This window comes from Streptomyces cathayae (assembly GCF_029760955.1).
Lineage (GTDB): Bacteria > Actinomycetota > Actinomycetes > Streptomycetales > Streptomycetaceae > Streptomyces > Streptomyces cathayae.
This window is the reverse complement of record NZ_CP121682.1, coordinates 545,544-570,891: the sequence shown is the minus strand read 5'-3', so window position 1 is coordinate 570,891 and position 25,348 is coordinate 545,544. Positions and strand designations below refer to the sequence as shown.

General features: G+C 72.9%; 24 protein-coding genes and 1 pseudogene. 13 read left to right on the top strand and 12 right to left on the bottom strand.

The window, feature by feature from the left end; all coding sequences use genetic code 11:
* Nucleotides 1–29: 29 nt before the first annotated feature.
* On the bottom strand, nt 30–161 hold the full coding sequence (locus PYS65_RS02695; protein ID WP_258308644.1) for a hypothetical protein: 132 nt from the start codon (nt 159–161) through the stop codon (nt 30–32).
* A gap of 827 nt (nt 162–988) precedes the next feature.
* Between PYS65_RS02695 and PYS65_RS02690 the strand changes: the two genes are divergently transcribed.
* The 3 genes from PYS65_RS02690 (at nt 989) to PYS65_RS02680 (ending at nt 5,186) form a co-directional block, all read left to right on the top strand.
* A complete protein-coding gene (locus tag PYS65_RS02690) occupies nt 989–1,912 on the top strand; it encodes an SCO0930 family lipoprotein (RefSeq protein ID WP_279332093.1) in 924 nt (307 codons plus the stop codon).
* Nucleotides 1,913–2,232: 320 nt separating this feature from the next.
* On the top strand, nt 2,233–3,045 hold the full coding sequence (locus PYS65_RS02685) for an SAM-dependent methyltransferase (protein ID WP_279332092.1): 813 nt from the start codon (nt 2,233–2,235) through the stop codon (nt 3,043–3,045).
* Complete coding sequence (locus tag PYS65_RS02680; RefSeq protein ID WP_279332091.1) at nt 3,042–5,186, top strand: putative bifunctional diguanylate cyclase/phosphodiesterase; 2,145 nt, start codon at nt 3,042–3,044, stop codon at nt 5,184–5,186. Before PYS65_RS02685 ends, PYS65_RS02680 begins: the two co-directional genes overlap by 4 nt.
* A 190-nt stretch (nt 5,187–5,376) precedes the next feature.
* Here the strand turns inward: PYS65_RS02680 and PYS65_RS02675 are convergent, their stop codons facing one another.
* Nucleotides 5,377–6,261, bottom strand: a complete 885-nt coding sequence (locus PYS65_RS02675) for a LysR family transcriptional regulator (RefSeq protein ID WP_279332089.1) — start codon at nt 6,259–6,261, stop codon at nt 5,377–5,379.
* Nucleotides 6,262–6,391: 130 nt separating this feature from the next.
* Between PYS65_RS02675 and PYS65_RS02670 the strand changes: the two genes are divergently transcribed.
* The 6 genes from PYS65_RS02670 to PYS65_RS02645 all read left to right on the top strand — a co-directional run bounded on the left by PYS65_RS02670 (nt 6,392) and on the right by PYS65_RS02645 (nt 12,754).
* The gene (locus PYS65_RS02670) at nt 6,392–7,063 is read left to right on the top strand and encodes a succinate dehydrogenase (RefSeq protein WP_279337826.1); all 672 of its coding nucleotides are present in this window, start codon (nt 6,392–6,394) and stop codon (nt 7,061–7,063) included.
* 1 nt (nt 7,064) lies between these two features.
* Complete coding sequence (locus tag PYS65_RS02665; RefSeq protein WP_279332087.1) at nt 7,065–9,023, top strand: fumarate reductase/succinate dehydrogenase flavoprotein subunit; 1,959 nt, start codon at nt 7,065–7,067, stop codon at nt 9,021–9,023.
* Nucleotides 9,020–9,769: a succinate dehydrogenase/fumarate reductase iron-sulfur subunit gene (locus PYS65_RS02660; RefSeq protein WP_279332086.1), complete on the top strand. Its 750-nt coding sequence runs from the start codon at nt 9,020–9,022 to the stop codon at nt 9,767–9,769. The genes PYS65_RS02665 and PYS65_RS02660 overlap by 4 nt, the downstream gene beginning before the upstream one ends.
* Nucleotides 9,770–9,987: 218 nt before the next feature.
* Nucleotides 9,988–10,767, top strand: coding sequence for a GNAT family N-acetyltransferase (locus PYS65_RS02655; protein ID WP_279332085.1), 780 nt, complete (start codon nt 9,988–9,990; stop codon nt 10,765–10,767).
* Nucleotides 10,767–11,591: a lysophospholipid acyltransferase family protein gene (locus tag PYS65_RS02650; RefSeq protein ID WP_279332084.1), complete on the top strand. Its 825-nt coding sequence runs from the start codon at nt 10,767–10,769 to the stop codon at nt 11,589–11,591. Before PYS65_RS02655 ends, PYS65_RS02650 begins: the two co-directional genes overlap by 1 nt.
* 104 nt (nt 11,592–11,695) lie before the next feature.
* Nucleotides 11,696–12,754 (top strand): DUF2382 domain-containing protein, encoded by a 1,059-nt coding sequence (locus PYS65_RS02645; protein WP_279332083.1) that lies wholly within the window; start codon nt 11,696–11,698, stop codon nt 12,752–12,754.
* A gap of 34 nt (nt 12,755–12,788) precedes the next feature.
* Here PYS65_RS02645 and PYS65_RS02640 read toward each other — a convergent pair whose 3' ends face one another.
* The 6 genes from PYS65_RS02640 to egtA all read right to left on the bottom strand — a co-directional run bounded on the left by PYS65_RS02640 (nt 12,789) and on the right by egtA (nt 18,892).
* Nucleotides 12,789–13,841 carry an LLM class flavin-dependent oxidoreductase gene (locus PYS65_RS02640; protein WP_279332082.1) on the bottom strand — a complete coding sequence of 351 codons (1,053 nt, stop codon included), beginning with the start codon at nt 13,839–13,841 and terminating at the stop codon, nt 12,789–12,791.
* A gap of 249 nt (nt 13,842–14,090) precedes the next feature.
* Complete coding sequence (locus PYS65_RS02635) at nt 14,091–14,306, bottom strand: dodecin (RefSeq protein ID WP_279332081.1); 216 nt, start codon at nt 14,304–14,306, stop codon at nt 14,091–14,093.
* A gap of 137 nt (nt 14,307–14,443) precedes the next feature.
* On the bottom strand, nt 14,444–15,406 hold the full coding sequence (gene egtD / locus PYS65_RS02630) for an L-histidine N(alpha)-methyltransferase (protein WP_279332080.1): 963 nt from the start codon (nt 15,404–15,406) through the stop codon (nt 14,444–14,446).
* On the bottom strand, nt 15,403–16,206 hold the full coding sequence (egtC, locus tag PYS65_RS02625) for an ergothioneine biosynthesis protein EgtC (RefSeq protein WP_279332078.1): 804 nt from the start codon (nt 16,204–16,206) through the stop codon (nt 15,403–15,405). Before egtC ends, egtD begins: the two co-directional genes overlap by 4 nt.
* The gene (gene egtB, locus PYS65_RS02620; RefSeq protein WP_279332077.1) at nt 16,206–17,534 is read right to left on the bottom strand and encodes an ergothioneine biosynthesis protein EgtB; all 1,329 of its coding nucleotides are present in this window, start codon (nt 17,532–17,534) and stop codon (nt 16,206–16,208) included. The genes egtC and egtB overlap by 1 nt, the downstream gene beginning before the upstream one ends.
* Nucleotides 17,531–18,892 (bottom strand): ergothioneine biosynthesis glutamate--cysteine ligase EgtA, encoded by a 1,362-nt coding sequence (gene egtA, locus PYS65_RS02615; protein ID WP_279332076.1) that lies wholly within the window; start codon nt 18,890–18,892, stop codon nt 17,531–17,533. Before egtA ends, egtB begins: the two co-directional genes overlap by 4 nt.
* 269 nt (nt 18,893–19,161) lie before the next feature.
* On the opposite strand from egtA, the pseudogene PYS65_RS02610 reads away from it, so the two are divergent.
* Nucleotides 19,162–20,183, top strand: a pseudogene (locus tag PYS65_RS02610) (TIGR02452 family protein).
* On the opposite strand, the gene PYS65_RS02605 reads toward PYS65_RS02610, so the two are convergent.
* Together PYS65_RS02605 and PYS65_RS02600 are read right to left on the bottom strand one after the other, a co-directional pair.
* Nucleotides 20,137–20,583 (bottom strand): type II toxin-antitoxin system PemK/MazF family toxin, encoded by a 447-nt coding sequence (locus PYS65_RS02605; RefSeq protein ID WP_279332075.1) that lies wholly within the window; start codon nt 20,581–20,583, stop codon nt 20,137–20,139. The pseudogene PYS65_RS02610 and the gene PYS65_RS02605 overlap by 47 nt on opposite strands.
* 87 nt (nt 20,584–20,670) lie before the next feature.
* Nucleotides 20,671–21,108, bottom strand: coding sequence for a pyridoxamine 5'-phosphate oxidase family protein (locus PYS65_RS02600; protein ID WP_279332074.1), 438 nt, complete (start codon nt 21,106–21,108; stop codon nt 20,671–20,673).
* Between the two features lie 207 nt (nt 21,109–21,315).
* On the opposite strand from PYS65_RS02600, the gene PYS65_RS02595 reads away from it, so the two are divergent.
* On the top strand, nt 21,316–22,140 hold the full coding sequence (locus PYS65_RS02595; protein WP_279332073.1) for a nucleotidyltransferase domain-containing protein: 825 nt from the start codon (nt 21,316–21,318) through the stop codon (nt 22,138–22,140).
* Between the two features lie 132 nt (nt 22,141–22,272).
* Nucleotides 22,273–22,701: a VOC family protein gene (locus PYS65_RS02590; protein WP_279332072.1), complete on the top strand. Its 429-nt coding sequence runs from the start codon at nt 22,273–22,275 to the stop codon at nt 22,699–22,701.
* An 84-nt stretch (nt 22,702–22,785) separates the two neighbouring features.
* On the opposite strand, the gene PYS65_RS02585 is transcribed toward PYS65_RS02590, so the two are convergent.
* Nucleotides 22,786–23,238 carry a YbhB/YbcL family Raf kinase inhibitor-like protein gene (locus PYS65_RS02585; protein WP_109382302.1) on the bottom strand — a complete coding sequence of 151 codons (453 nt, stop codon included), beginning with the start codon at nt 23,236–23,238 and terminating at the stop codon, nt 22,786–22,788.
* 162 nt (nt 23,239–23,400) lie between these two features.
* On the opposite strand from PYS65_RS02585, the gene PYS65_RS02580 reads away from it, so the two are divergent.
* Nucleotides 23,401–24,060: a phosphoribosyltransferase gene (locus PYS65_RS02580; RefSeq protein ID WP_279332070.1), complete on the top strand. Its 660-nt coding sequence runs from the start codon at nt 23,401–23,403 to the stop codon at nt 24,058–24,060.
* Between the two features lie 54 nt (nt 24,061–24,114).
* Here PYS65_RS02580 and PYS65_RS02575 read toward each other — a convergent pair whose 3' ends face one another.
* Nucleotides 24,115–25,305 carry a CaiB/BaiF CoA transferase family protein gene (locus PYS65_RS02575; protein WP_279332068.1) on the bottom strand — a complete coding sequence of 397 codons (1,191 nt, stop codon included), beginning with the start codon at nt 25,303–25,305 and terminating at the stop codon, nt 24,115–24,117.
* Between the last annotated feature and the right edge of the window lie 43 nt (nt 25,306–25,348).

Here is a 25,348-nt window from a genome sequence, read left to right as displayed (position 1 = left end):
CGGGACGGGCCCTGGACGGGCGCTCGGGTTCAGCGGGGCCGCAGCGCGGCGACGGCTACCACGGCGGGCGTGGTGATGAGCAGGACGAAGGTGAGGGGCGACGTGGCGCCGCCGGAAGGCCGTTTGACCGGGGGCGCCGCCCGGTACCGCGGGTAGTGCACGGGCGTCGCGGACGGAGACGGCGTGGGGGCGGGGGTGGCCGAAGGGGTCGGGGCCGGCGAGGGGCGCGGCGGCGGAGCGGACGTGGGTGTGGGGGGAGGAACGGGGGCCGGACGGGCGGGCGGTGGCGCGGGGCGGGCCCGACGCGGAGGTGGCGGGGGCGGTGGTTCGGGCTTCGCCGTGGGGGTGGGCTTCGGCGTCGGAGAAGGCGGCGGAGGCGGGGGAGCGGGCGGAGGCGGGGTCGGCGTGGGTTCGGGCGGCGGAGGCGGGGGAGCGGGCGGAGGCGGGGTCGGCGTGGGTTCGGGCGGCGGAGGAGGAGGTGTGGGCGTGGGCGGCGGGGCAGGGGGTGAACAGAGCGGGGGAAGCGGCCAGGTCATGCTGCCGGCGACCGCCACCGCCTCCGTTCCCCCCGGGCCCGCCGAGGCGTAGGCGCAGGCGTCGGCCGTCGCCGCTCCAGGGGCACCGACGAGTGCCCAGGCCAGCGTCGCCATCGCCAGCGCGCGTGCGGCGAGCGCGGATCGGGTCGGTACAGGTCCTTGCACGACGGAGATCATGAGCCGGGACGGGCCGGGACACGCGTGGGCTCCGGATGAATGACCCGATGGAGTTAAATTCATTGTTTTCCGGTTGTTCCGGGCCGCTCACCCGTCGGGAAAGGTGTACTGGCGTGCGATATGGCAGGGGGCGCGGGGGCGGATCGGGGCGGAAGTACGGGTTCCGGAAGAAATATGGGCCGCCGTTGAACACGGCAGGTGCCTTCATGCGTACTCCACGTCGAGCGGCGGCGCAGCAGGGCGCTGCAATACCCTTGTGATGATCTGGAGTTGAGATGAAGACCTCCTGGCGGACCGCCTCACTGGTGGTGAGCGCCGCGGCGGTGCTGACGCTGACGACGGCGTGCGGTCAGGACACCGCGCCGCCGGCCAGCAGTCAGAACGTCGGCGCCTCGGCCGTGCCCGGAGACCTCGGGGGCATCGACACGGGGGCCGGTGCGGAGGCGTCCAAGGCCCCCGCCGGTGGCGTGGGCACGCTGGGTGTCTCCACCAACGCCGAACTCGGCGAGCTGGTGACGGACGAACTCGGGCTCACGCTCTACCGCTTCGACCAGGACACCGCGCAGCCCCCCAAGTCCAACTGTGAGGGCGACTGCGCCAAGACCTGGCCCCCGGTGCTCGCCGACGACGCCAAGGCCGGCAAGGGCATCGACGCGTCGCTGCTGGGCGAAGTCACCCGGGCGGACGGCAGCAAGCAGCTCACCGTCGACGGCTGGCCCGCCTACCACTACGTCAAGGACGTCAACGCCGGCGATGTCAAGGGCCAGGGCGTGGGCGGCAAGTGGTTCGGGCTGACCCCCGAGGGCAAGAAGGCGCAGGCGGCCGACCTGCCCGGTCTGTCCACCCGCAAGGACCCCGAGCTCGGTGAGATCGTCGTCGACAAGAACGGCATGACGGTCTACCGCTTCACGAAGGACGAGGCCTGGCCGAAGCCGGTCTCGGCCTGCACCGGCGCGTGCCTGGAGAAGTGGCCGGTGGTGGCGCCGGTCGACATCAACGACACCAAGGGCATCGAGAAGAAGAACTACATGAAGTTCACCCGCCCGGACAACGGTGCCGAGCAGCAGACGATCTACTGCTGGCCGATCTACACCTTCGCCGGCGACAAGGCCCCGGGTGACACCAACGGCCAGGGTGTCGGCGGCACCTGGTACGCCGTGCGCCCCGACGGAAAGCCGGTCGGCGCACCGGAGAAGTAGCGACCTCCCCAGGGCGTCGTCCACTTCGGCGCCACCGGTCCCGGTCCGCCCCTCCGCGCCGCACGGAGGGGCGGACCGTTCTGCTGTGACTCACCGGAACTCGTGGAAATTTCGGCGGCCCTCTCCCCGCGTTCACCGCACACCGGAACCCTCCGGAATGCCGCCGGTACTTTTCGTGACGTTCTCACGGGCGGCAACGTGGTATGTGCCACTGGCAGTGACCGGGAACGGACGGTCAATTTCCGTTTGGGGTCGCTCCCTTGGCAGGCGATCAGTAGCCTCGGCTCGAACACCGGATCGCCTACGCTGTGGAGAGATACATGGAGCGTCCCGCCTGGGCCCCACGGAGCATCGACATCACGGTGCCCAGTGTTTCCCGGATGTACGACTACTACCTGGGCGGTTCGCACAACTTCGAGGTCGACCGGGAAGCGGCCCGCAGGGCCATGGAGTTCATGCCGGGGCTGCCCAAGGTCATGCAGGCGAACAGGGCGTTCCTGCGCCGGGCGGTACGGTTCGCGGTCGGCGAGGGCGTCACCCAGTTCCTGGACATAGGCTCCGGCATCCCGACGTTCGGCAACGTCCACGAGGTGGCGCAGGCGGCCGCTCCCGGCGCGCGGGTGGTCTACGTCGACCACGACCCGGTGGCCGTCGCGCACAGCGAGGCGGTTCTCGAGGGCACCGAAGGCACGGGCGTCGTCGCCGGGGATCTCCGAAAGCCCCGGGACGTCCTGGCGAGTTCCGAGGTGGGGCGCCTGATCGACCTGAACCGGCCGGTGGCGCTGCTGCTCGTCGCCGTACTGCACTTCGTGGAGGACGCGGACGACCCGTACGCGGCGGTGGCCGAACTGCGCGAGGCCCTCGCGCCCGGCAGTATGCTGATCCTCACCCATGCCTCGTACGAGGGAATCCCGTTGCCTCCGGAGCGGGCCGGTGGGGCGGTGGACGTGTACAAGGACATCCGCAACCCGTTGATCATGCGCTCGCGTGACGAGATCGCGCGGTTCTTCGAGGGGTACGACATGGTGGAACCCGGACTGGTGCCGATGCCGCGGTGGCGGCCGGACACCGCACCGGAGGGCGAGGACCCCTACGAGCGCTCGGGACTCGCGGGCGTGGGGCGTACCGCGTGAGCGCGGAGCCGGACGGGCCGGAGGACAGACTGCGCCGGTTCGCGACGATCTGGAGCCGGGCGGTCTTCCCCGTGGCCTCGACGTCGTCGACCCGGCCCGAGTTCGAGGAACAACTGCTCCCGCTGGCCCGGCGGTTGAGTGAAGCGCTACTGGCCAGGGCCTTCGACCCGGATGCCGGCCAGGCGGTCGGCTCCGCCCTGATCCGGGTGCACTGCACCGACCCGGAGGCGCTCAGCCGGTCCCTGGACTGCGTGGACGCCTACCTCGTCCTGTACTGCGGCGGGGACGGCGACCGCGAGGACCTGCGGGCGCGCAGCGCCAGACTGCAGCACGCCATGGCCGCCGGTTTCGCGCGGGCGCTGCGGGAGCGGACGCTGGCCGAGCAGGAGGCCGTCGCCCAGGCCGCGCTGAAGGCGCAGGGCGCGGTGGCGCAGGCCCTGCACGCCACCGAGGCCAGATTCCGCGCGGTCTTCGAGGGCGCGGCGATAGGAATCGGCATCGCCGACCTCGACGGCAACGTCCTGCAGGTCAACGGCGCCCTGCGGCGCATGTTCGGCCTGTCCGGGCAGGGCCTGCGCAGCCGCAGGGTCAGGGAGTGGACGCACCCCGACGACGCCCCGCAGACCTGGAACCTCTACGACGAGCTGGTCCGCGGCGACCGTGAGCACTACCACCTCGAGAAGGCGTTCTACCGGCCCGACGGAACGGTCCTGTGGACCAACCTGACGGTGTCCCTGCTGCGTGACGCCGACGGTCAACCGCAGTACCAGCTCGCCCTGATGGAGGACACCACCGAGCGGCGGCTGCTCAACCTCCGGCTGCGCTACGAGGCCACCCACGACGCGCTCACCGGTCTGCCCAACCGCACGTTCTTCTTCGAGCGGCTGGAGAAGGCGCTCAGCGCCGGCCCCGGACAGCGCTTCGGCCTGTGCTACCTCGACCTGGACGGCTTCAAGACCGTCAACGACAGTCTCGGGCACGCGGCCGGCGACCGGCTGCTCGTCGAGGTCGCCGACCGGCTCCAGTCCTGCGCCACCGCGCCCGGCGAGATGGTCGCCCGGCTCGGTGGCGACGAGTTCGTGGCGCTGACCACGGGCCCCGACACCGAGCACACGGTCGACGAGCTCGCCGCCCGCATCATGAACGCGCTGCTCGCCCCCATCGGCGTCGACGGCCGTGACCTGACCGTGCGCGGCAGCATCGGCATCGTCGAGGGGCCGACCGGGGAACGCAGCCCGGCGGAGGTGCTGCGCAGCGCCGACATCACCATGTACCGGGCCAAGTCGGCGGGCGGCAACCGCTTCGAACTGGCCGACCCGGAGTCCGACGCCCGTGCCATCACCCGGCACGGACTCACCACGGCACTGCCCGCCGCCCTGGAACGGGGCGAGTTCTTCATCGAGTACCAGCCACTGGTGCACCTCGGCGACGGCAGCGTCCGGGGCGCCGAGGCACTGGTGCGCTGGCTGCACCCGCAGCACGGCGTGCTGTCCCCGGACCGGTTCATCCCGCTCGCCGAGCACACCGGGCTGATCGTCCCGCTGGGCCGCTGGGTGCTCGAGCAGTCGGTGCGCCAGGCCCGCGCCTGGCAGGAGCGGCACGGTGGCGCGGAGGCGCTCGGCCCGCTGCGCATCAACGTGAACCTCTCGCCCTGCCAGCTCACCCACCCCGGCCTGGTCCAGGACACCGTCGACATCCTGGAGCGCACCGGTGTCGAGCCGGACGCGCTGTGCCTGGAGGTGACCGAGTCGGCGTTGATCGGCGCGGACGACGACCTGCTGAAGCCGCTGCGGCGGCTGGCGGAGATGGGCGTGGACATCGCCCTGGACGACTTCGGCACCGGCTACTCCAACCTCGCCAACCTGCGCCGCCTTCCGGTGAGCATCCTCAAGCTGGACCGTTCCTTCACCCAGAGCATGCAGCAGTATCCGGCCGACCCGGTCGACCTCAAGATCGTCGAGGGGATCGTCTCCCTGGCCCACAGCCTCGACCTCGCCGTCACGGTGGAGGGGGTGGAGACGGGGGCGCAGGCCGAGCAGCTCCGCATACTCGGCTGCGACACGGCGCAGGGCTGGTACTACGCCCGCCCCGGCCCACCGGAACGCCTGCACGACCTGGCCCTGGCCGACGCGACGGGCTGACGCCGGCGGCCGCGGCGGGCCGGTGGCCGCGCCTCGGACCCACCGCGTCGGACCTCCGGCCCGTGCTGCCCGGGGTGGGTTCGGCGCGCAGCGGGTGCAGCGGGTGCGGCCTGTGCGGAGCGGTACCGGGGCCGGGTGACGGGGTACGGCCGGGGTGTGGTGGGCGGCGGGGCGGCACCGGTCGGCAGGCTCACCGCTCCAGGAGCATCCGCTGCAGTTCCCGGGCCGCGCGGGGCGGGGCCACGTCGCTGCGGTGGGCCAGGGCGATGGTGCGGTGGAGGCCGGGGCGGGCCAGGGGGGTGACCCGCAGGCCCTGCCCGGACCGCGCGGCGACCATGCGGGGCACCACGGCGACGCCCAGCCCCGCCCGCACGAAGCCCAGCACGGCGTCCATCTCCCCGCCCTCCACCGCGAAGTCCGGTTCGAAGCCCTCCGCGCGGCACGCGGCCACGGTCAGCTCCCGCAGGTCGTAGCCGTGCCGGAACATCACCAGCCGCTCGCCCTCCAGATCGGCGACGCGCACGGTGCGCCGGCCCCGGCCGGGTTGAGGGACGTCCGGCGAGGACACCATCACCAGGTCCTCGCGCAGCAGCTCCACCGTGGTGAGGGCGGGGGAGGGGGTCGGCAGGGGCAGGACGACCAGGGCCAGGTCGAGCGCACCGCGGGCCAGCTCCCGTACCAGGTCGTGGGAGCCGCTCTCCTCGACCAGCAGCCGGACGCCCGGGTAGCGGTCGTGGAAGGCACGCAGCACGTCCGGCAGCAGACCGGTGCACAGGCTCGGTGTCGCCCCCAGGCGCACCCGGCCGCTGCGCAGTTGCACCAGCTCCTGCACCTCGTGCCGGGCCGTGTCGGCGTCGGCCAGGATGCGCCGCGCCAGCGGCAGCAGCGCCTCGCCCGCGTCGGTGAGCGTGATGTTGCCGCGCGCCCGCAGGAACAGGTCCGCCCCCAGCTCCCGCTCCAGCGCCTTGATCTGCTGCGAGAGGGAGGGCTGCGCGACATGGACCGTTTCGGCGGCCCGGGTGAAGTGCCGGGTCTCGGCGACCGCCACGAAGTACTGGAGCTGCTGGAACTGCATGGGTCCACTGTAGCCTTCCATAGGTGAAGGCTATGGAAACGAGGTGGACCATGTCTTGGACCGATAGGGTCCTTTGGCCCTAGCGTCTTGTGGCATGGCTCTGGCAACGCGGACGGACCGACGGCCGTCCATGGCGCGCACCGTGTGGGACTCGACCGTCGGCAAGAAGACAGTGATGGCCGTCAGCGGTCTGGTCATGCTGCTCTACCTGGTCGCCCACATGATCGGCAACCTGAAGATCTACTTCGGGGCCGTCGAGTTCAACGAGTACGCACACTGGCTGCGCACCCTGGGCGAGCCCCTCCTGCACTACGAGTGGGCGCTGTGGCTGGTCCGGGTCGTGCTCGTCCTCGCGGTCGTCGCCCACGCCGTCTCCGCGTACCAGCTCAGCCGCCGTGACATCAAGGCGCGCCCCAGCAAGTACGTCCACAAGAAGGCGCGGGCCAGTTACGCCACGCGCACCATGCGCTGGGGCGGGATCATCCTCGCCCTCTTCATCGTCTGGCACATCCTCGACCTGACCACCGGCACCGTGCACTCCGGCGGTTTCGAGACGGGCAAGCCGTACCAGAACGTCGTGGACACCTTCTCCACCTGGTACGGAAACGTCATCTACATCGTCGCGGTGCTCGCCCTCGGAATGCACATCCGGCACGGCTTCTGGAGCGCCGCCCAGACCCTCGGCGTCGGCAGCCGCACCCGCGACCGCGCGCTCAAAGCCGCCGCCAACGTCCTCGCGCTGCTGCTCACGATCGGCTTCGTCGCCGTACCCGTGGGCGTCATGACCGGAGTGGTGAGCTGAAATGACTGCCTACGCTGCTTACACCGAGTACGCGACCGGTGAGCCGGTCGCCGACACCAAGGCCCCGTCCGGGCCGATCCACGAGCGCTGGGACACCCGCCGCTTCGAGGCCAAGCTGGTCAACCCCGCCAACCGGCGCAAGCAGACCGTGATCGTCGTCGGCACCGGCCTGGCCGGCGGCGCGGCCGGGGCCACGCTCGCCGAGCAGGGCTACCGCGTCATCCAGTTCTGCTACACGGACTCCCCGCGCCGGGCCCACTCCATCGCCGCGCAGGGCGGCATCAACGCGGCGAAGAACTACCGCAACGACGGCGACTCCGTCCACCGCCTCTTCTACGACACCGTCAAGGGCGGCGACTTCCGGGCGCGCGAGTCCAACGTGCACCGCCTCGCGCAGATCTCCGTGGAGATCATCGACCAGTGCGTGGCCCAGGGCGTGCCCTTCGCCCGCGAGTACGGCGGCCTGCTCGACACCCGCTCCTTCGGCGGCGTCCAGGTCTCCCGCACCTTCTACGCCCGCGGCCAGACGGGCCAGCAGCTCCTCCTCGGCGCCTACCAGGCGCTGTCCCGGCAGATCGCCGCCGGCACCGTGGAGATGCACGCGCGCACCGAGATGCTCGACCTCGTCGTCATCGACGGCCGGGCGCGCGGGATCGTCGCCCGGGACCTGATCACCGGGAAGATCGACACCCACTTCGCCGACGCCGTCGTCCTCGCGACCGGCGGCTACGGCAACGTCTTCTACCTGTCGACGAACGCGATGAACTCCAACGCGACCGCGATCTGGCGGGCGCACCGGCGCGGCGCGTACTTCGCCAACCCCTGCTTCACCCAGATCCACCCCACCTGCATCCCGCGCACCGGCGACCACCAGTCCAAGCTGACGCTGATGAGCGAGTCGCTGCGCAACGACGGCCGCATCTGGGTGCCGAAGGCGAAGGGCGACGACCGCCCGCCGAACAAGATCCCCGAGGACGAGCGCGACTACTACCTGGAGCGCATCTACCCGTCCTTCGGCAACCTGGTGCCCCGCGACATCGCCTCCCGCGCCGCGAAGAACGTCTGCGACGAGGGCCGGGGTGTCGGCCCCGGCGGCCAGGGCGTCTACCTGGACTTCGCCGACGCCATCGAGCGCCTGGGGCGGGCGGCGGTGGAGGCCAAGTACGGCAACCTCTTCGACATGTACCAGCGGATCACCGACGAGGACCCGTACCGGGTGCCGATGCGGATCTACCCCGCGGTGCACTACACGATGGGCGGCCTGTGGGTCGACTACGACCTCCAGACCACCGTCCCCGGCCTGTTCGCCGTCGGTGAGGCCAACTTCTCCGACCACGGCGCCAACCGCCTCGGCGCCTCCGCGCTGATGCAGGGCCTGGCGGACGGCTACTTCGTCCTCCCCTCCACCATCAACGACTACCTCGCCCGCAACCCGCACAAGGACGAGGTCGACGCCGGCCATCCGGCGGTGCAGGAGGTGCTGGCCGAGACCGAGGACCGGATCAACCTCCTGCTGTCCGTGGACGGCGACCGCACCCCCGACTCCTTCCACCGCGAACTCGGCGAACTCATGTGGGAGTTCTGCGGCATGGCCCGTACCGAGGCGGGCCTGCGCAAGGCGCTGGAGCGCATCCCGCAGATCCGTGAGGAGTTCTGGCGGCGGATCAAGGTGCCCGGCACCGGCGAGGAGTTCAACCAGTCGCTGGAGCGGGCCAACCGCATCGTCGACTACCTGGAGCTCGCCGAGCTGATGTGCCTCGACGCGCTGCACCGCTCCGAGTCCTGCGGCGGCCACTTCCGTGAGGAGTCCCAGAGCCCCGAGGGCGAGGCGGCCCGCAAGGACGAGGAGTTCTCCTACGCGGCCGCCTGGGAGTTCACCGGCACCGGCGAAGCCCCCACCCTGCACAAGGAAGACCTCGTCTTCGAGTACGTCCACCCCACTCAGCGGAGCTACGCATGAAGCTCACCCTGCGCGTCTGGCGGCAGAAGAACGCCGATGCCGACGGCGCCATGTCCACGTACGAGGTGGACGGCATCTCGCCCGACATGTCCTTCCTGGAGATGCTCGACACCCTCAACGAGGAACTCACCCTCAAGGGCGAGGACCCCGTCGCCTTCGACCACGACTGCCGCGAGGGCATCTGCGGCGCCTGCTCGCTGGTCATCAACGGCGACGCCCACGGCCCCGAGCGCACCACCAGCTGCCAGCTGCACATGCGGTCCTTCAAGGACGGCGACACCATCGACATCGAGCCGTGGCGGGCGTCGGCCTTCCCGGTGGTGAAGGACCTCGTGGTGGACCGGTCGGCGTTCGACCGGATCATCCAGGCCGGCGGCTACGTCAGCGTCCCCACCGGCTCCGCGCCCGAGGCGCACGCCACGCCGGTGCCGAAGCCGGACGCGGACTTCGCCTTCGAGCACGCCGAGTGCATCGGCTGCGGCGCCTGTGTCGCGGCCTGCCCGAACGGCGCGGCGATGCTCTTCACCTCGGCGAAGATCAACCACCTCAACGTGCTGCCGCAGGGCGCGCCCGAGCGGGAGACCCGGGTGCTCGACATGGTGGCGCAGATGGACCAGGAGGGGTTCGGCGGCTGCACCCTCGCCGGCGAGTGCGCCACCGCCTGCCCGAAGGGCATCCCGCTGACCTCCATCACCGGGATGAACAAGGAGTGGCTGCGGGCCACCCGCAAGGGGACCGGCCGGTAGCCACCCCGGCGGGCAGCGGAAGAACGTTCGCCAGGGGGCGGACGGGCGGGACCGGGAGTGGTGCTCATCCCCGGTCCCGTCTGCTGTCCGGGTGACGCCTGGCATTCAGCATCCTCACATCCGCACTCCCGGCTCAGGTCACGTACACGCCAACCGGCGTAGGGAGAAACAAGGGGAGTCCCCACTTTCCCGCTCCGGCGCGTGACCAGGAGAGAGCCATGACCGGCGTGCTGACCGCAGACCACCCCGCGAAGCCCGCGGCACCCATCCGCTACACCGTCACCCTCGCCCGCGACGAGGAGGACGTGCGCGCCGCCCAGCGACTGCGGCACGACGTCTTCGCCGGCGAGCTGGGCGCCCTGCTGTCCACCTCCCAGCCGGGCCTGGACATCGACCCCTTCGACGCCTACTGCGACCACCTGCTCGTGCGCGAGGAGGTGAGCGGCCAGGTCGTCGGCACCTACCGGCTGCTGCCGCCGGAGCGCGCCGCGGTCGCCGGGCGCCTGTACGCCGAGAGCGAGTTCGACCTCGGCGCGCTCGACCCGATCCGGCCGGGCCTCGTCGAGGTCGGCCGCTCCTGCGTGCACCCCGACCACCGCGACGGCGCGGTCATCGGCCTCATCTGGGCCGGCATCGCCCGCTACATGGTCGAGCGGGGGCACACGTGGCTGGCGGGCTGCTGCTCCATACCGCTCGCCGACGGCGGCGCGCTCGCCTCCGCCGCCTGGGACCGGGTGCGGGGCAAGCACCTCGCCCCCGAGGAGTACCGCGTACGACCCCTGCTCCCGTGGCGGACGAACCCCGGGGCGGCCGCGGCACCCGCGGCCCGCACCGAGCTGCCCGCCCTGCTGCGCGGCTACCTCCGGCTCGGCGCCTGGGTCTGCGGCGAGCCCGCGCACGACGTGGACTTCGGCGTAGCCGACCTGTACGTACTGCTGCCGATGGACCGGGTGAACCCGCGCTACCTGCGGCACTTCCTCTCCCTCGTGCCGGCCTGATGAGCGTCTGGCTGCCCACAGCGCCCTGCACCCCGAGCGGCTGTGTGGAGCCGGCGAGGGCCGCGACGGCCGTACCGAGGGCTGTGCTGCGCCTGACGGCGGTCGTCCTCCTCGTCCTCGCCGGGGTGGCGCTGCTGCCGGTCGGCCGGTGGATCCCGGCGGGGCCGGTGGGCCGCTGGTGCCGGTGGATCGTGCGGGCCGCCGGGGTCCGGGTCCAGGTCACCGGCGCCGCCCCGCCCACCGGCGGGCTGCTCCTCGTCGCCAACCACATCTCCTGGCTCGACATACCGCTGCTGAGCGCGGTCCGTCCGGCCCGGATGCTGGCCAAGTCCGAGATACGGCGATGGCCGGTGGCCGGGCCGCTGGTCGGACGCGCGGGCGTCCTGTTCATCGACCGCGACCGCCTGCGTGCCCTGCCGGACACGGTCGCCCGGATCGCCGGGGCGCTGCGCGAGGGCGCGGCGGTCGCCGCCTTCCCCGAGGGCAGCACCTGGTGCGGCCGTCGGCAGGGCTCCTTCCGCCGGGCCGTCTTCCAGGCGGCACTGGACGCCGGGGCGCCGGTCCAGCCGGTCCGCATCCACTACCGGAGCCCGCACGGGACGCCGGCCACCGCCGCGGCCTTCGTCGGCGACGACACCCTGTTCGCGTCCCTGTGGCGGGTGGTCTCGGCCCGCGGCCTGATCGCCGAGGTCGAGATACGGGCCGCGATCCCGCCCGGCACCCACGTCGACCGCCGTGCCCTGGCCGCCGCCGCGCAGCCGCCGGCCGACGGCCCCGGGCGGGAACATCCGGTCGAGGACGTGCGACGGGGGCACCAGAAGTGAGCGCTGTCGAAAATTAAGCGCTTTTTATCCCTTATGTGAAGTTTCCATGGGGTTGATGAGGACATCCGGACGGGAGTGACACCCTGAAAGGAGGGTGAGACCAGATGATCACCCGCGATGAGGTCAAGATCCTCCTGGATCACCCCGTCTACGACGGCGAGGGCAACAGGATCGGTGAGGCCAAGCACGTCTTCTTCGACGACATGAGCGGCCGCCCCGAGTGGGTGAGCGTCAGGACGGGCATGTTCGGCTCCAACGAGTCGTTCATCCCCATCCGTGACGCCGAACTGGTGGAGGACCACCTCGAAGTCCCGTACCTCAAGGACAAGGTCAAGGGCGCACCCGACGTCGACGTCGACTCCCAGGGCCACCTGTCGGAGTCGGAGGAACACCGGCTGTACGAGTACTACGGCATCGACTGGAGCGGTGTGCTGCGCGACGACACCGGGCGCTCCGGCGAGGGCCGCGGCGACCGGCACCCCGGTATGGGCAAGGCGGGGACGGCCGGCGCGGCGGGTGCCGCCGGCGCGGCGGGCGCGGCAGGGATGGCAGGCACGACCGGAAAGGCCGGGACGCCGGGCAAAACGACGCCGGACAGGACGATGCCGGGCAGGACGGGGACGCCGGGTGCCGCTGGAACAGCCCGCACGGCGAACACGACGGCGGCCGGCGCCGCGGGAACGTCGGCGGCGACCGGGAAGGCGGGCCGGACCACCGCGCGCGGCGGGCCGGGCGCCGACTCCATGACGCGCATGGAGGAGGAGATGCACGTCCGCGTCGAGCGACGCGAGACCGGACGGGCCAGGCTGCGCAAGTACGTCGTGACGGAGGAGGTCGAGAAGATCGTGCCGGTGCGCCACGAGGAGGTGCACGTGGTGCGCGAGCCGATCACGGAGGCCGACCGCGCGGCCGCGCTCTCCGGCGCCGAGATCGGCGAGGCCGAGTACGAGGTCACGCTGCACGAGGAGCGTCCCGTCGTGGAGACCAGGGCGGTACCCGTGGAACGGGTACGGCTGACCATGGAGGAGCGCACCGAGAACGAGACCGTACGCGGCCGGGTCCGCAAGGAGCGCATCGAGAGCGAGGGAGTGCCGGACGACACCCTGCGGAGCGACGACGCGACCCGGCGGGGCCGTGACGTTCCGCGGCGCGGCCGCGGCTGACCGGAGGGAACCGTGTGCGCGCCGGTGAGGCGCCTCACCGGCGCGCCGCGCCGCCGTCCGGATCGGGGCGCGCGCCGCCGTCCGTCCCCGGGAGACCGGCGACAGCGGCGAGCCGCCGGTAGGAGTCCAGCAGGGCCGCACGGTCGTGGGTGCTGGTGGTGACCAGGACCTCCTGGGCGCCCGTCTCCTTCAGCGCCCTCTCCAGTTCGTCGGCCACCTGCTCCTCGGTACCGGCGAGGTGGCCCCTGAGCCCGGACTCGTACAGGTCGCGTTCCTTGGCCGTCATGAGGAGCGACCCGACGCGCTCGGCGGGCGGCAGCGGCGGGAAGGTGCCGCGGGTACGGGAGTGCGCCATCGACCAGGCCTCCGGGATCAGCAGCCGGCGGGCCTGTTCGGACGTGCCGGCCACGGCGACCGTGCCGGAGATCACCACGTACGGCTCGCTCGCCCAGGCGGACGGGCGGAACCGCGCGCGGTAGTCGTCGATGCCGCGGCGCATCCGGTCGCGGTCGCGCAGGTCGCCGATGACCATCGGCAGGCCCGCGCGAGCGGCGATCGCCGCCCCCTCGCCCATGGCGAGCACGAACGGGGGCACGGCCAGCCCCTCGGCCGGGCGGGCGCGCACCCCGGTGGGGGAGGTGCCGCGGAACCAGCCGAGCAGCTCGTCGATCTGGGCGCCGAAGTCCTCGGCGTCGTCCTTGTCGCGGCCCAGGGCCCTGCGCACCCCGTCGGTGAAGCCGACCGAGCGGCCCAGGCCCATGTCCACCCGCCCCGGGAAGAGCGACTCCAGCACCCCGAACTGCTCCGCCACGACGAGTGGCTGATGGTTGGGCAGCATGACCCCGCCGGTGCCCACGCGGATCGTCCCGGTCGCCGCGGCGACGGCGGCGGCCAGCACCGTCGGCGCGGAACCGGCCACCCCGGGCACGCCGTGGTGCTCGGAGACCCAGAACCGGTGGTAGCCGAGCCGCTCCACCTCCCGCGCCAGCCGCACGGTGTCCCGCAGCGCCTCGGGACCGGTGTGTCCCTCACGGATGCGGGACCGGTCGAGAACGGAGAAGCGGGTACGGGCGATCAACGGGGTCACACCTGCTTCAACACCTGGTCCGCCGCCGCATTCCCCCGTCCGGGCCGGGCGGTGTGACCGACAGCGGGAAGCGCCCGCCGGACGGCCCCGCCGGAGGAACCGGAGGCGGCACAGGAGGGGGAAGGAGCGGACCTGACGCCCTCCCCCTCCCGCGGGTACGTTCCCGCGGGTACGTACAGGGTCCTGTGCCTCCTCACGGGCCCGTGCCGGCCCCGTTCCGGGACGGGGCCGTTCCCCTCCGGGGCGGGGTCAGTCCGTCTCGTCCAGGCGGAAGCCGACCTTCAGGCCCACCTGCCAGTGCGCGATCCGGCCCTCCTCGATCTGGCCGCGCACCTGGGTCACCTCGAACCAGTCCAGGTTGCGCAGGGTCTGCGCGGCGCGCTCGACGCCGTTGCGGACGGCCTGGTCCACGCCGTCGGGCGAGGTGCCGACGATCTCGGTGACCCGGTAGGTGTGGTTCGACATGCGGGTGCTCCTCTCGACGGCGGCTCCCACCGGTACGCGGGACGCCTCCTGTGTCACACGTCTTTCCACCGTGCCCCAGACGGTGCGCGAGCGCGAGATGTCAGTCTCCCGGGCCCGCACGTACCGGGCGTCCTCCGTCAGCGCGCCACGCTGAGCGACAGCGCGAACCGGCCCTCCTCGTCCGTCCACCACCGCGTCAACTCCAGCCCTGCAGCGGCCAATTCACCACGTACCCCTTCCTTGCGGAACTTCGCCGAGACCTCGGTGCGCAGTTCCTCGCCCGCGGCGAAGTCGACGGCGAGACCGAGCGCGGGGACCTTCACCGTCTGTGCCCCGCGCGAGCGCAGCCGCATCTCGATCCACTCGTGCTCGGCGTCCCACACGGCCACGTGGTCGAAGGCGGCCGGATCGAAGTCGGCGCCCAACTCCCGGTTGATCACGGTCAGGACGTTCTTGTTGAAGGCGGCCGTCACCCCGGCCTCGTCGTCGTACGCCCGGACCAGTACCTTCTCGTCCTTGACCAGGTCCGTGCCCAGCAGCAGCGCGTCCCCCGGGGCGAGCAGCGCGCGGACGGAGGCCAGGAACGCGGCCCGCTCGGCGGGCAGCAGATTGCCGATCGTGCCCCCGAGGAACGCCACCAGGCGCGGGCCCGGGGTGTCGGGCAGTGTCATCCGGCCGGTGAAGTCGGCGATCAGCGCGTGTACGGCCAGGCCCGGCCGCTCGGCGACGAGCGCCCGCCCCGCCCGGGTCAGGGCGCTCTCGCTGACGTCGACGGGGACGTAGGTGTGCAGCCCGGTCAGAGCGTCGATCAGGTGGCGGGTCTTCTCCGAGGATCCGGAGCCCAGTTCGACCAGGGTACGGGCGCCGGCCGCTGCGGCGATCTCACCGGAGCGGGCGAGCAGGATCTCGCGTTCGGCCCGCGTCGGGTAGTACTCGGGCAGCTCGGTGATCTCTTCGAACAGCTCGCTGCCGTACGCGTCGTAGAACCACTTCGGCGGCAGCGTCCTCGGCCTGTCGCCGAGGCCCCGGAGGACGTCGGCGCGCAGGGCCGCGTCGGTGGCGTCCTCGGGCAGGGTGCGGGTGAGCAGGAACGGACTCACGTGCGGAGCTCCTTCAGGGGTGCCGATGGGTCGGTGGGCGCCAGGACCTCGTCCGGCTCCTCGATCGGGGTGAGCAGCACGTCGGTGCGGCTCGCCGCCAGCAGCGTGCGGTCGGGGACCTCGCACCAGTGCGGATCGTCGTCGTAGGGCTCCGAGGCGACGACGGTGCCACCGCCCGGCCGGGCGAGGTACCACAAGGTGTCGCCCCACGCGGTCGCGGTGACGGTGTCGCCCTGGGTGAGCAGCAGGTTGAGCCGGGAACCGGGGGCCGCCGCGGCCACCTCCAGCACGGTGTCGGCCAGTGCCTGCCCCTCGGGTTTCCCGGCCCGCAGCCGGGCGAGCACGAGGGCCCACACGAACGCGGAGTCGCTGCGGGCCTCCAGCGACAGCACGTCCTCGGCGGGCAGGGACCCGGCGAGCGGTGCGAGCGCGCCGGGCCAGCCCCGCACGGCACCGTTGTGGCTGAACAGCCAGGTCCCCGCGGCGAACGGGGCCGCCGCGGCCTCACCGTCCGCGCCCGACAGGGTCGCGTCCCGTACGGCGGCGAGCAGCGCCGGGGTGCGGACGACCCGGGCGAGATCGGCGAACGACAGGTCCGCCCAGATGGGTCCGGCCCTGCGGTACCGGGCCGGCACCGGGTCTCCCGGCGCGTACCAGCCCACGCCGAAACCATCGGCGTTGACCGTTCCGTACCGCTGGCGCCGGGGCGCCCACGACTGGCGGTACAACCCGTGCGGCGGGCTCACGAGGAGCCGGCCGAGCGGCTCCTCGGGCCCCACGTAGGCGAGGTGACGGCACATCAGACGCTCTCCGAGCGTGCAGTGCGGAAGCCGGAGAAGATCTGCCGCCGGACGGGATGGTCCCAGTTGCGGAAGGTGCCCCGGCAGGCCACCGCGTCCACCGCGAACGAACCGCCGCGCAGCACCTTGTACCCGGGCCCGAAGAACACCTCCGAGTACTCCTTGTACGGGAACGCCCTGAACCCCGGGTACGGCAGGAAGTCGCTCGACGTCCACTCCCACACGTCACCGATCAACTGGCGCACCCCGAGCGGCGACTCACCGGCCGGATAGCTCCCCGCGGGCGCGGGACGCAGGTGCCGCTGGCCGAGGTTGGCGTGGAGCGGGCCGGGCTCGGCGTCGCCCCAGGGGTAGCGCGCCGAGCGGCCGCCGGCCGGATCGTGGCGGGCGGCCTTCTCCCACTCGGCCTCGGTGGGCAGCCGGCGCCCGGCCCAGCGCGCGTACGCGTCGGCCTCGTACCAGCACACGTGCAGCACGGGCTCGTCGGGCGGTACGGCCTCGGTGACACCGAAGCGGCGCCGCAGCCACCGCCCCGCGCCGGGCGTGCCGTCCCGCTGCCAGAACAGCGGGGCGGTGACGGAGTTCCGGCGGATGTGGGCCCAGCCCTGTGCGGTCCACCAGCGCGGGTCGTCGTAGCCGCCGTCCTCGATGAACGCCTGGTAGGCGGCGTTGGTCACCGGGGTGGTGTCGATGTGGAACGGCGCCACCTCGCGCCGGTGCGCCGGACGTTCGTTGTCCAGCGCCCACGGCTCGTCGGAGGTGCCCATGGTGAACGGGCCGCCGGGAACCAGTACTTCGGACGGGCCGGTGAACAGCGGCACCGGATCCGGGTCCGGAGCGGTCAGCGCCTGCGGCCCCTTGCGCAGCTGATGGGTGATCAGCATCGTCTCGTCGTGCTGCTGTTCGTGCTGCGCGATCATCCCGAAGGCGAAGCCCGCCTCGGTCAGCCGCTCGCCGTGGAACGCGGTGCCCTCCAGCACGTCCAGCGCCCGGCCGCGCACGTCCGAGGCGTAGCGGCGGGCCTCCTCGGGAGGCAGCAGCGGCAACCGCGGCCGCTCGGCACGCGGGTGCTCGAAGGCGTCGTAGACACTGTCGATCTCGGGCCGTATCGCCTCCTGCCCGGCGACGGCCCGCAACAGCCACTGCTCCTCCTGGTTGCCGATGTGGGCGAGGTCCCACACCAGGGGCGACATCAGCGGCGAGTGCTGTGCGGTCAGCTCGGGTTCGTCGACACAGCCGGTCAGCAGGGTGGTCCGGTCGCGCGCGGTGATCAGCGCGGCGGCCGCGCGCTCGCGCAGGGCCTCGGAGTCGGGAGCGGGGTCGGTCATGAGCGGGTGTCCTTCCCGTGCGGAGGCGCTCCGTGCGTCTGCGGGTGTGTGCGCGCGCCGGACACGGCGGTGCCGTCGGCGCGGGCGGCGACACCGCCGCGCAGGGTGTCGAGCAGTTCGTCGGCGGGGCAGCGGCCCCGGGCGACATAGCGGTCCCGGTACGCCGCCACCGCGTCCACGACCGGGGTCGTGGCGCCCAGCCGGGGCAGCGCCCGCAGCGCCGCGGCGAAGCAGGCGGCGGCCACCTCGCGCAGCTCCGGATCGGCCAGGCCGCCGCGGGCCGCGTCCCGCCACAGCGGATTGTGCGGCGCCGGCATCCCGTGGGTCCGTTCGGCCAGCGGCTTCACCGCCCGGTAGGCGGTCTCGGCGGCCTCCGGATCGTCGAACAGTGCCGTCGTCACGGCCAGCGGCACGATCCAGCCGTCGTCACCGGGCTGGGCGTCGATCATCCGCAGCTCCAGGTGACCGCGCGGCCTGACCGGCGGAAACAGCGTCGTCACGTGGTAGTCGAGATCGTCCCGGGTCGGCGCCCTGGGCGCCCTGGACCTGGTCCACTCACGGAAGGTCAGCCCCTTCGGCACGTCCCACGGGCCGGCGTCGCGCCGTACGCACATCACCGGCGCGTCCAGGACGTGGCGGGCCCAGGCCGCGCGCGGATCGGAGTCCAGCACGGGACCGCCCGCACGACCGGTGCCGATCTGCGCCCAGCGCAGCTGCCGGGTGGACAGCCAGCCGGTCGGCCGGTGACCGGCCAGCGGGGAGTTGGCGAACGCGGCGACCAGGACCGGACCGAGCTGGTGCGCCAGCCACCAGCGCCGCACATGGCCGAGGGCGCCCGGCTCCTCGTACCCGGCGTCCAGACACACCTGTACGGACGCGGAGGCGCACATCATGGCGCGGCCGGCGGGGCCGGTGCGGTCCAGGCAGGCCTCCATGGCGTCGTAGCGCGGTTCGCGCAGGAACCGGCGTGGTGCGTGCCAGGGATCGTGGCCGAGCCCGACGAGGGTGAGACCGTCCTCGCGCAGGACCGCGCGGACGGCGTCGAGGTCGGCGCGGACGGTGTCGACGCACTCCATGAGGGAGACGGCGGGCGGCGAGCTGAGCTCCAGCTGGCCGCCGGGTTCGACGGTGAGCGCCGAACTCAGGGGCACGGTCCGCAGTGCGGCGTAGGCCGCTTCGAGTCGCTGGGATGTCACGGGGAGCTGCGGGGCACGCAGCTCGTGGACGAGCCATTCCACCTCGACCCCGAGGCGGCGCGGCGGTCCGGTCTTGAAGCAGATGCCGCGGACCAGCGCATCCACCTCGGCTTCGGTGACGGCGGGACGTGGCTCGGTATGGCCACTTGCCGAATCGGACATGTGGGGATCCTCCTGAGATACCTCCATGTCGCCGGACGGGGTTCTTCGGTCCCGTCCGGCTTCAACCCGTCCACCCAAAACCCTCGCGACGCTCGGCACAAGGGCGCCCGGTGGGGCGTGCCGGGAGCGGCGAAACTCCGTTGCGTCGCCTCACCAGCATCGCTCACGATGCTCGTACGGGCACGACGGGGAGATCACGGGGAGCCGGTGGGGATGTCGGTGAGGGGAGCCGCGGGGCGCGCGGTCACGGAGCGTACGGGGGTCGCGGCGTGAGCGCGCGTCTGCGCGGCATCGCGCGCGAGACCGGGCAGATCGTGGCGGCGGGGGCCTACCGCGCTCCGAGCGGCCGCGAGGTGCGCCTCGCGGAGGCCGTCCGGGCCGCCCGGGACGGGACCCGGCTGTACGGGCCGGAGCCGGTGCGGGGTCCGAAGGAGGTCCCGGAGCGGGCCTCCCCGGCCAGGACACGGATCGAGGTCACCGGGGAGAGCAGCCTGGAGGCCGCGCGCCGGCTCGCGGAAGACGCGGAGCCGGGCGAGCCGCGCCGGGAGCCGGCGGTGCTGAACTTCGCCTCCGCGATCCCCCAAGCTCTCAGCTTCTCCCCCACTCTCGGCTCCGCTCGAGCGGGAGGGACCCCCATGAGCAGGGAGGTACCCCCACCCCCGGCGGCGGCTACCTCAACGGCGCGCAGGCCCAGGAGGAGGCGCTGTGCCGGGCCTCCGCGCTCCACACCTGCCTGCTGCGGACCCCCGAGTACTACGACCACCACCGGACCCACCGTGACCCGTTCTACTCCGACCGGGTGATTCACTCACCCGCCGTGCCCGTCTTCCGCGACGACCGCGGCCGGCTCCTCGAGGAGCCGTTCCGGGCGGGCTTCCTCACCTCGCCCGCGCCGAACGCGGGCGTCATCCTCCGGACGGCGCCGGAGCGTGCGGGTGAGGTGCCCGGTGCCCTGGCCGTCCGGGCGGAACGGGTGCTGGAGACCGCCGCGGCGGTCGGTCACCGGCGGCTGGTGCTGGGCGCCTGGGGCTGCGGGGTCTTCCGCAACGACCCCGCAGGGGTGGCGGCCGCGTTCCGGGCGCTGCTGGAGCCGGGCGGCCGGTTCGCGGAAGCCTTCGAGCACGTGGTCTTCGGGATCCTGGACCGCACGCGCGGGGGAACGATCCGCACGTCCTTCGACCGGACGTTCGCGGACCTGGCGGCGGACGCGGAAGACACCGCGGACACGGCGGACACCGCGGAGGTCAGCTCCAGCCGTAGCGCTCCCGCAGCCGGTGACGCACCAGATTGAACCGCATCCGGTCCAGGGCACAGGCCTCGCGGCGCATGCCGTCCTCGTGCAGCCGCAGCACCCGGTCGACGGCGACCCACGAATCCCGGCCCGACCGGTCCCACGGCCCGCTGCCGATCGGCACCCGGTCCCGGTCCCCGTCGCGCCGCTTGCTCGACAACTGCACGGCGAGGACGGTTCCGGCCGCCTCACGCGCGACGACGAGCACCGGACGGTCCTTGCCCCGGCCGTCGTTCTCCTCGTAGGGCACCCAGGTCCAGACGATCTCCCCGGGATCGGGGTCACCGTCGTGCGCGGGCGAGTATTCCGTGCGTACCCGGCCCACCTCGCCGGGCTCGGCCTCGGTGGTGGCGGTGGGGCCGAAGCGCCCCGGGGCTTCCTCAGTGCTGTACTCGGTCACAGGCGTACCGTACGGGATGCCCCCGGGGCCGTGATCAACTGCCGTGTGCCACCGGGCCGGTGGCCCGGTGGCCCTGCGGTTCGGCTCTCAGGTGGTCGGCGCGGTGCCGCGCACGCCCAGGCCCGTGAGTTCCCGCCCCGAGACCATGCCGGCCTCGATCCGTACGAACACCCCGTCCCGCATCGGCATCCAGGAGTCGGGACCGTCCCGCAGCAGCCGCTCGTGCTCGGCGGGATCGGTCACCACGGCGGCCCGGCCGGTGATCACCACGCTCCAGCCGGCCCGTATCCCGGTCTGGAAGTCGTCGGCCTCGAAGGCCACCACGACACCGTCGATCGCGCGCACCAGGTCGGAGTCCCGCGAGGTGCACAGCAGCACGGAGGAGTCCGTGTCCAGGGAGAAGTTGACCGGGAGGACGGCAGGCAGCGCCTGCCGGGTGTATACGACGCGCCCCACCGGCACCTTGGCCAGCAGGCGCAGGCACTCCTGGCGATCGAGTGCGCGGAAGCCATCGCTCTGGAACATCGGTCCATCGTCGGCGGCGGAAACCACCAGGGCTAGGGCCGGACGGCCCTGATGAGCCGCCGATGCTTGAAAACGGCCCCGACGGGTACCCCGGGGGCCGGTGGGGTCCGGCAGGGACGGCCGGGCCCTGCCGTTGGGCGCCGGGCGACGGGCGCCGCACGGCAGGCGAGGGGCGAGGGGGCGCTTTCCGCCGGGGAGACTGAGCGCATGGCCCGTACCCCCGCCTCTCCTGGTCCTCCTGGTTCTCCCGCCTTCCCGCAGCCCGTGCCCGCCGAGCTCCGCCCCTATCTGGAGGAGCAGGTCCACCGCATCCGCACCGTCTGCGGCCCTCACCTGGTGAGCGTCCTCGCGGTCGGTTCGATCGCCCTCGGCGACTACCTGCACGGGCGCAGTGACGTCGACGTCATGGTCGTGGTGGACCCGTCCCTGCCCCGCCGGGCGCTGCACGAACTGGCCGGGACGCTCAGCCACTTCGCACTGCCGTGTCCCGCGGCCGGGCTGGAACTGGTCGTCCACGCCTCCGACGCCGTCGCCGGGACGGGGGAGGGCGGGGCCGGCTACCTGCTGGACCTCAACACCGGCGCGGAGCTGCCGGAGAAGGTGAGTTTCGACCCGGGGGAGTCCGCGGACTTCTGGTACGTCATCGACCGTTCCATCGTCTCTCGGGCCGGACGCCGGCTGTTCGGCAGGCCGGCCCGGGAGGTGATCGCCGAGCCGCCCCGCGCCGCACTGCTCACCGCGCTGCGGGCCTCCGTCCGCGAACACGCCGACGGCGAGGGCCACCTGGCGGACAACAGGGTGCTCAACGGCTGCCGCTCCCTGGTGTTCTGCCGCACCGACCAGTGGCTTCCCAAGCGCAGGGCGGCGAAGGCGGTCGTCGGCTCCGGGAGCGCTTTCCGGCCCCTCGTCGAAGCCGCGCTGCACAGCTTCGAACGTCCCCGTGGGGCCGCGCTCCCGCTGCCCGCAGCCGACGTGCGCCGCTTCCTGGACCAGGTGGCCGCCCACGTCGACGAGGCCAGGGAGGCCCCGTAGGCGGCGGGGGCGTCGAGAACACCTCGACGACGGCCGACCGGGCTGCCTATGATCCCCGGGCGGCATCGCGTGTCGGTCACCGGCAGGGTGAGGCATGGAGGCGCCGCGGATGCCCGTGGAGGCATGGAAACCGTGTCAGTCGAGTTGAACCACACCATTGTCCTGACCCGCGACCGGGAGAAGTCCGCCCGTTTCCTCGCCCGGATCCTGGGGCTGGAGGTCGGCGAACCGGCCGGAATGTTCCTGCCGGTGACGACGGCCAACGGCGTCACACTGGACTTCGCGACCATCGACGCCGACATTCCCGTGCAGCACTACGCCTTCCTCGTCTCCGAGGAGGAGTTCGGCCCGATCCTCGGCCGGCTCGTGGACGCCGGGGTCCCCGTCCAGGCCGATCCGCACGGCCGGCACCCGCGCCGGATCAACCGCGACGACGGCGGACGCGGTGTGTACTTCCGCGACCCGGCCGGACACGGCCTGGAAGTGATCACCCGCCCCTACGGCAGCGACCCGGCGTCACCGCTGAACGGCGTCACGGAGGAAGTCCCCGGAGCGCTCTGAGCACCGGACCGGCCGGGGCGGGCGGGCCGCGAGCCGTCTCACCAGCCCCGGCCGCGGTCCCCGCCGGTGAGACCCGGCGGGGGCTCAGCGCCGGTACAGCCCCACCAGGGTGCCGTCGGCGATCCGGGCCCTGTCCACCGCCTCGTGCACCTGTTCCGCGCGGGGCGCGTCGGGCAGCACACACGGCTCGGCGAGGGCGTAGAGCCGGAAGACGTAGTGGTGCGCGTCGTCCCCGGGCGGCGGATGCGGCCCGCCCCAGCCGCGCTCCCCGTAGCCGTTGACCAGCGCGGTGCCCCGCGGCGGACTCTGCCCCGCGCCGACACCGCCGCTGTGCGGGTCGATGCCCACGACGATCCAGTGCACGAACGTCCCCGACGGCGCGTCGGGGTCCTCGCACAGCAGGACCAGCTCCGCCGCGTCGTCCGGCACGCCGCTCCAGGCCAGCGGCGGCGAGACGTTCGCCGCCTCGTAGGCGTGCCGCCGCGCGATGAACGTGTGGTCGTTGAAGGCGTCACTGCCGATGTCGATACCGGTCATGCGCCCCGGGGTACCCCCTCGTCCCCCGGTCATGCGCTCCTGCACCGGCGCGGGAGGTTCGTCGGCGGAGCGTGCTTCGGACCGTCCGCGACGGGGTACGCGGGAGCCGCACCGGGGCAGCCGCCCCCGGTGCCAGGACCGGTGCGGAGAGGGGCGTCCGTCATGCTGTTCCGTGATCGGCGGGAAGCCGGCCGGGAACTCGCCGAGAGGCTGCGCGGGATGCAGGGCGACGGCGCGCTGCCCGAGGCCGTGGTCCTCGCCCTGCCCCGCGGTGGCGTCCCCGTGGCCCACGAGGTCGCCGAGGCGCTCGAGGCGCCGCTCGACGTACTCGTCGTCCGGAAGATCGGCGCCCCCTTCCACCGGGAGGTCGGCGTCGGTGCGATGGCCGGTGACGAGGTGCCCCTGTTCGATCCGTCGACCCTGCGGGCACTGGGCCTGAGCGAGGCCGATCTCGATTCCGTGGTCGAGGGGGAGCGTGTCGAACTGCGGCGCCGTGAACAGCTCTACCGCCAGGGCCGGCCCGCCCCCGAGCTGCGGGGACGTACCGTGATCGTCGTCGACGACGGTCTGGCGACCGGTTCCACGGCCCGTGCCGCGCTCCGGTTCGTACGGCGTCAGGCGCCCGCCCGGCTCGTGCTGGCCGTCCCGGTCGGCTCCCCGGAGAGTGTCGAACGGATGCGCGCCGAGGCCGACGAGGTGGTCTGCCCGCACCGGCCCGTCGGCTTCATGGCCGTGGGCGAGTGGTACTCGGACTTCGACCAGCTGACGGACGAGGACGTGCTGACGGCGCTGCACCGGCGCCAGGGGGCGTCCGGTTCGTAGGCGCGGATCGGACGCCGTGGCCTGCCTGTCGCCCGCGCGGACGACGGCACCCGTTCAGACGACGTCGGCCGCGCGCAGGGCGTCGATGTCGGCGGGGGAGTGGCCCAGTTCGGTGAGGATCGCCTCCGTGTGTTCGCCGACGGCCGGCACCGGGTCCATGCGGGGCGGCAGGCCCGCGAGGTCGGCCGGCGGAAGCAGGGCCTGAACGGTCGCTCCGGGCACGGCCACCTCGCGCCAGCGGTCGCGGGCGGCGAGGACCGGGTGGTCGAGGAAGGCGGCGACGTCGTTGACCCCGGCGCAGGCGATGCCGGCGGCCTCCAGCTCCTCCAGCAGCTCCTCGGCGCCGGAGCGGGCGCAGCGCTCGGTGATGACGGCGTCGAGTTCCTCACGGTGCGCCACCCGGGCGGAACCGGTGACGAAGCGGGGATCCCCGGCCAGCTCGGGGCGGCCCAGGAACTCCGTGCACAGGGCCGCCCACTCGCGCTCGTTCTGGACGGAGAACAGCACCTCACGCCCGTCGGCGGCCGGGTACGTCCCGTACGGGGCGATCGTGGCGTGCCGGGTGCCCAGCCGCGGGGGCTGGGTGCCGCCGTAGCGGGTGTAATAGGCGGGCTGGCCCATCCACTCGGCGAGCGCCTCGAACAGCGACACCTCCACGGGGTGGACGGTGCCGGTGGTCGCGCGGGTGTACAGCGCGGTGAGGACACCGCTGTACGCGTACATCCCGGCGGCGATGTCGGCCACCGAGATGCCGGTCCGGGCGGTGCCGTCCGGGGTCCCGGTCAGTGACACCAGGCCCGTCTGGCACTGCACCAGCAGGTCGTACGCCTTGCGGTCGGCCCAGGGACCGCTCGTGCCGTAGCCGGAGACGGTGCAGGGGATCAGCCGGGGGTGGCGCCGGGTGAGCTCGTCGGTGCCCAGGCCGAGCCGGCCGGCCGCGCCCGGTGCCAGGTTCTGCACGAACACGTCGGCACCGGCGAGGAGCCGGTGCAGGATCTCCAGGCCCCGCGGATCCTTGAGGTTCAGCGTGAGGGAGTCCTTGGAGCGGTTGAGCCACACGAAGTAGCTGGAGTGACCGTGGACGGTGGTGTCGTAGCGACGGGCGAAGTCCCCCTCGCCCGGCCGCTCCACCTTGATCACACGGGCGCCGAGATCGGCGAGCTGCCGGGTGGCGTACGGAGCGGCCACGGCCTGCTCCAGACTGACCACCGTGACCCCGGACAGGGGAAGTCTCTGCACGTCCACGCCTTCCGCTCACCTCCCCGATTAGTACGGCCGAGGTGCGCGG

Excerpts from the sequence above, each read along its gene's own strand:
- PYS65_RS02690 (WP_279332093.1), top strand. The coding sequence starts at position 989 with ATGAAGACCTCCTGGCGGACCGCCTCACTGGTGGTGAGCGCCGCGGCG.
- PYS65_RS02685 (WP_279332092.1), top strand. The coding sequence starts at position 2,233 with ATGGAGCGTCCCGCCTGGGCCCCACGGAGCATCGACATCACGGTGCCC.
- PYS65_RS02675 (WP_279332089.1), bottom strand. The coding sequence starts at position 6,261 with ATGCAGTTCCAGCAGCTCCAGTACTTCGTGGCGGTCGCCGAGACCCGG.
- PYS65_RS02670 (WP_279337826.1), top strand. The coding sequence starts at position 6,392 with ATGGCGCGCACCGTGTGGGACTCGACCGTCGGCAAGAAGACAGTGATG.
- PYS65_RS02665 (WP_279332087.1), top strand. The coding sequence starts at position 7,065 with ATGACTGCCTACGCTGCTTACACCGAGTACGCGACCGGTGAGCCGGTC.
- PYS65_RS02660 (WP_279332086.1), top strand. The coding sequence starts at position 9,020 with ATGAAGCTCACCCTGCGCGTCTGGCGGCAGAAGAACGCCGATGCCGAC.
- PYS65_RS02655 (WP_279332085.1), top strand. The coding sequence starts at position 9,988 with ATGACCGGCGTGCTGACCGCAGACCACCCCGCGAAGCCCGCGGCACCC.
- PYS65_RS02650 (WP_279332084.1), top strand. The coding sequence starts at position 10,767 with ATGAGCGTCTGGCTGCCCACAGCGCCCTGCACCCCGAGCGGCTGTGTG.
- PYS65_RS02645 (WP_279332083.1), top strand. The coding sequence starts at position 11,696 with ATGATCACCCGCGATGAGGTCAAGATCCTCCTGGATCACCCCGTCTAC.
- PYS65_RS02635 (WP_279332081.1), bottom strand. The coding sequence starts at position 14,306 with ATGTCGAACCACACCTACCGGGTCACCGAGATCGTCGGCACCTCGCCC.
- egtC (WP_279332078.1), bottom strand. The coding sequence starts at position 16,206 with ATGTGCCGTCACCTCGCCTACGTGGGGCCCGAGGAGCCGCTCGGCCGG.
- egtB (WP_279332077.1), bottom strand. The coding sequence starts at position 17,534 with ATGACCGACCCCGCTCCCGACTCCGAGGCCCTGCGCGAGCGCGCGGCC.
- egtA (WP_279332076.1), bottom strand. The coding sequence starts at position 18,892 with ATGTCCGATTCGGCAAGTGGCCATACCGAGCCACGTCCCGCCGTCACC.
- PYS65_RS02600 (WP_279332074.1), bottom strand. The coding sequence starts at position 21,108 with ATGTTCCAGAGCGATGGCTTCCGCGCACTCGATCGCCAGGAGTGCCTG.
- PYS65_RS02595 (WP_279332073.1), top strand. The coding sequence starts at position 21,316 with ATGGCCCGTACCCCCGCCTCTCCTGGTCCTCCTGGTTCTCCCGCCTTC.
- PYS65_RS02585 (WP_109382302.1), bottom strand. The coding sequence starts at position 23,238 with ATGACCGGTATCGACATCGGCAGTGACGCCTTCAACGACCACACGTTC.
- PYS65_RS02580 (WP_279332070.1), top strand. The coding sequence starts at position 23,401 with ATGCTGTTCCGTGATCGGCGGGAAGCCGGCCGGGAACTCGCCGAGAGG.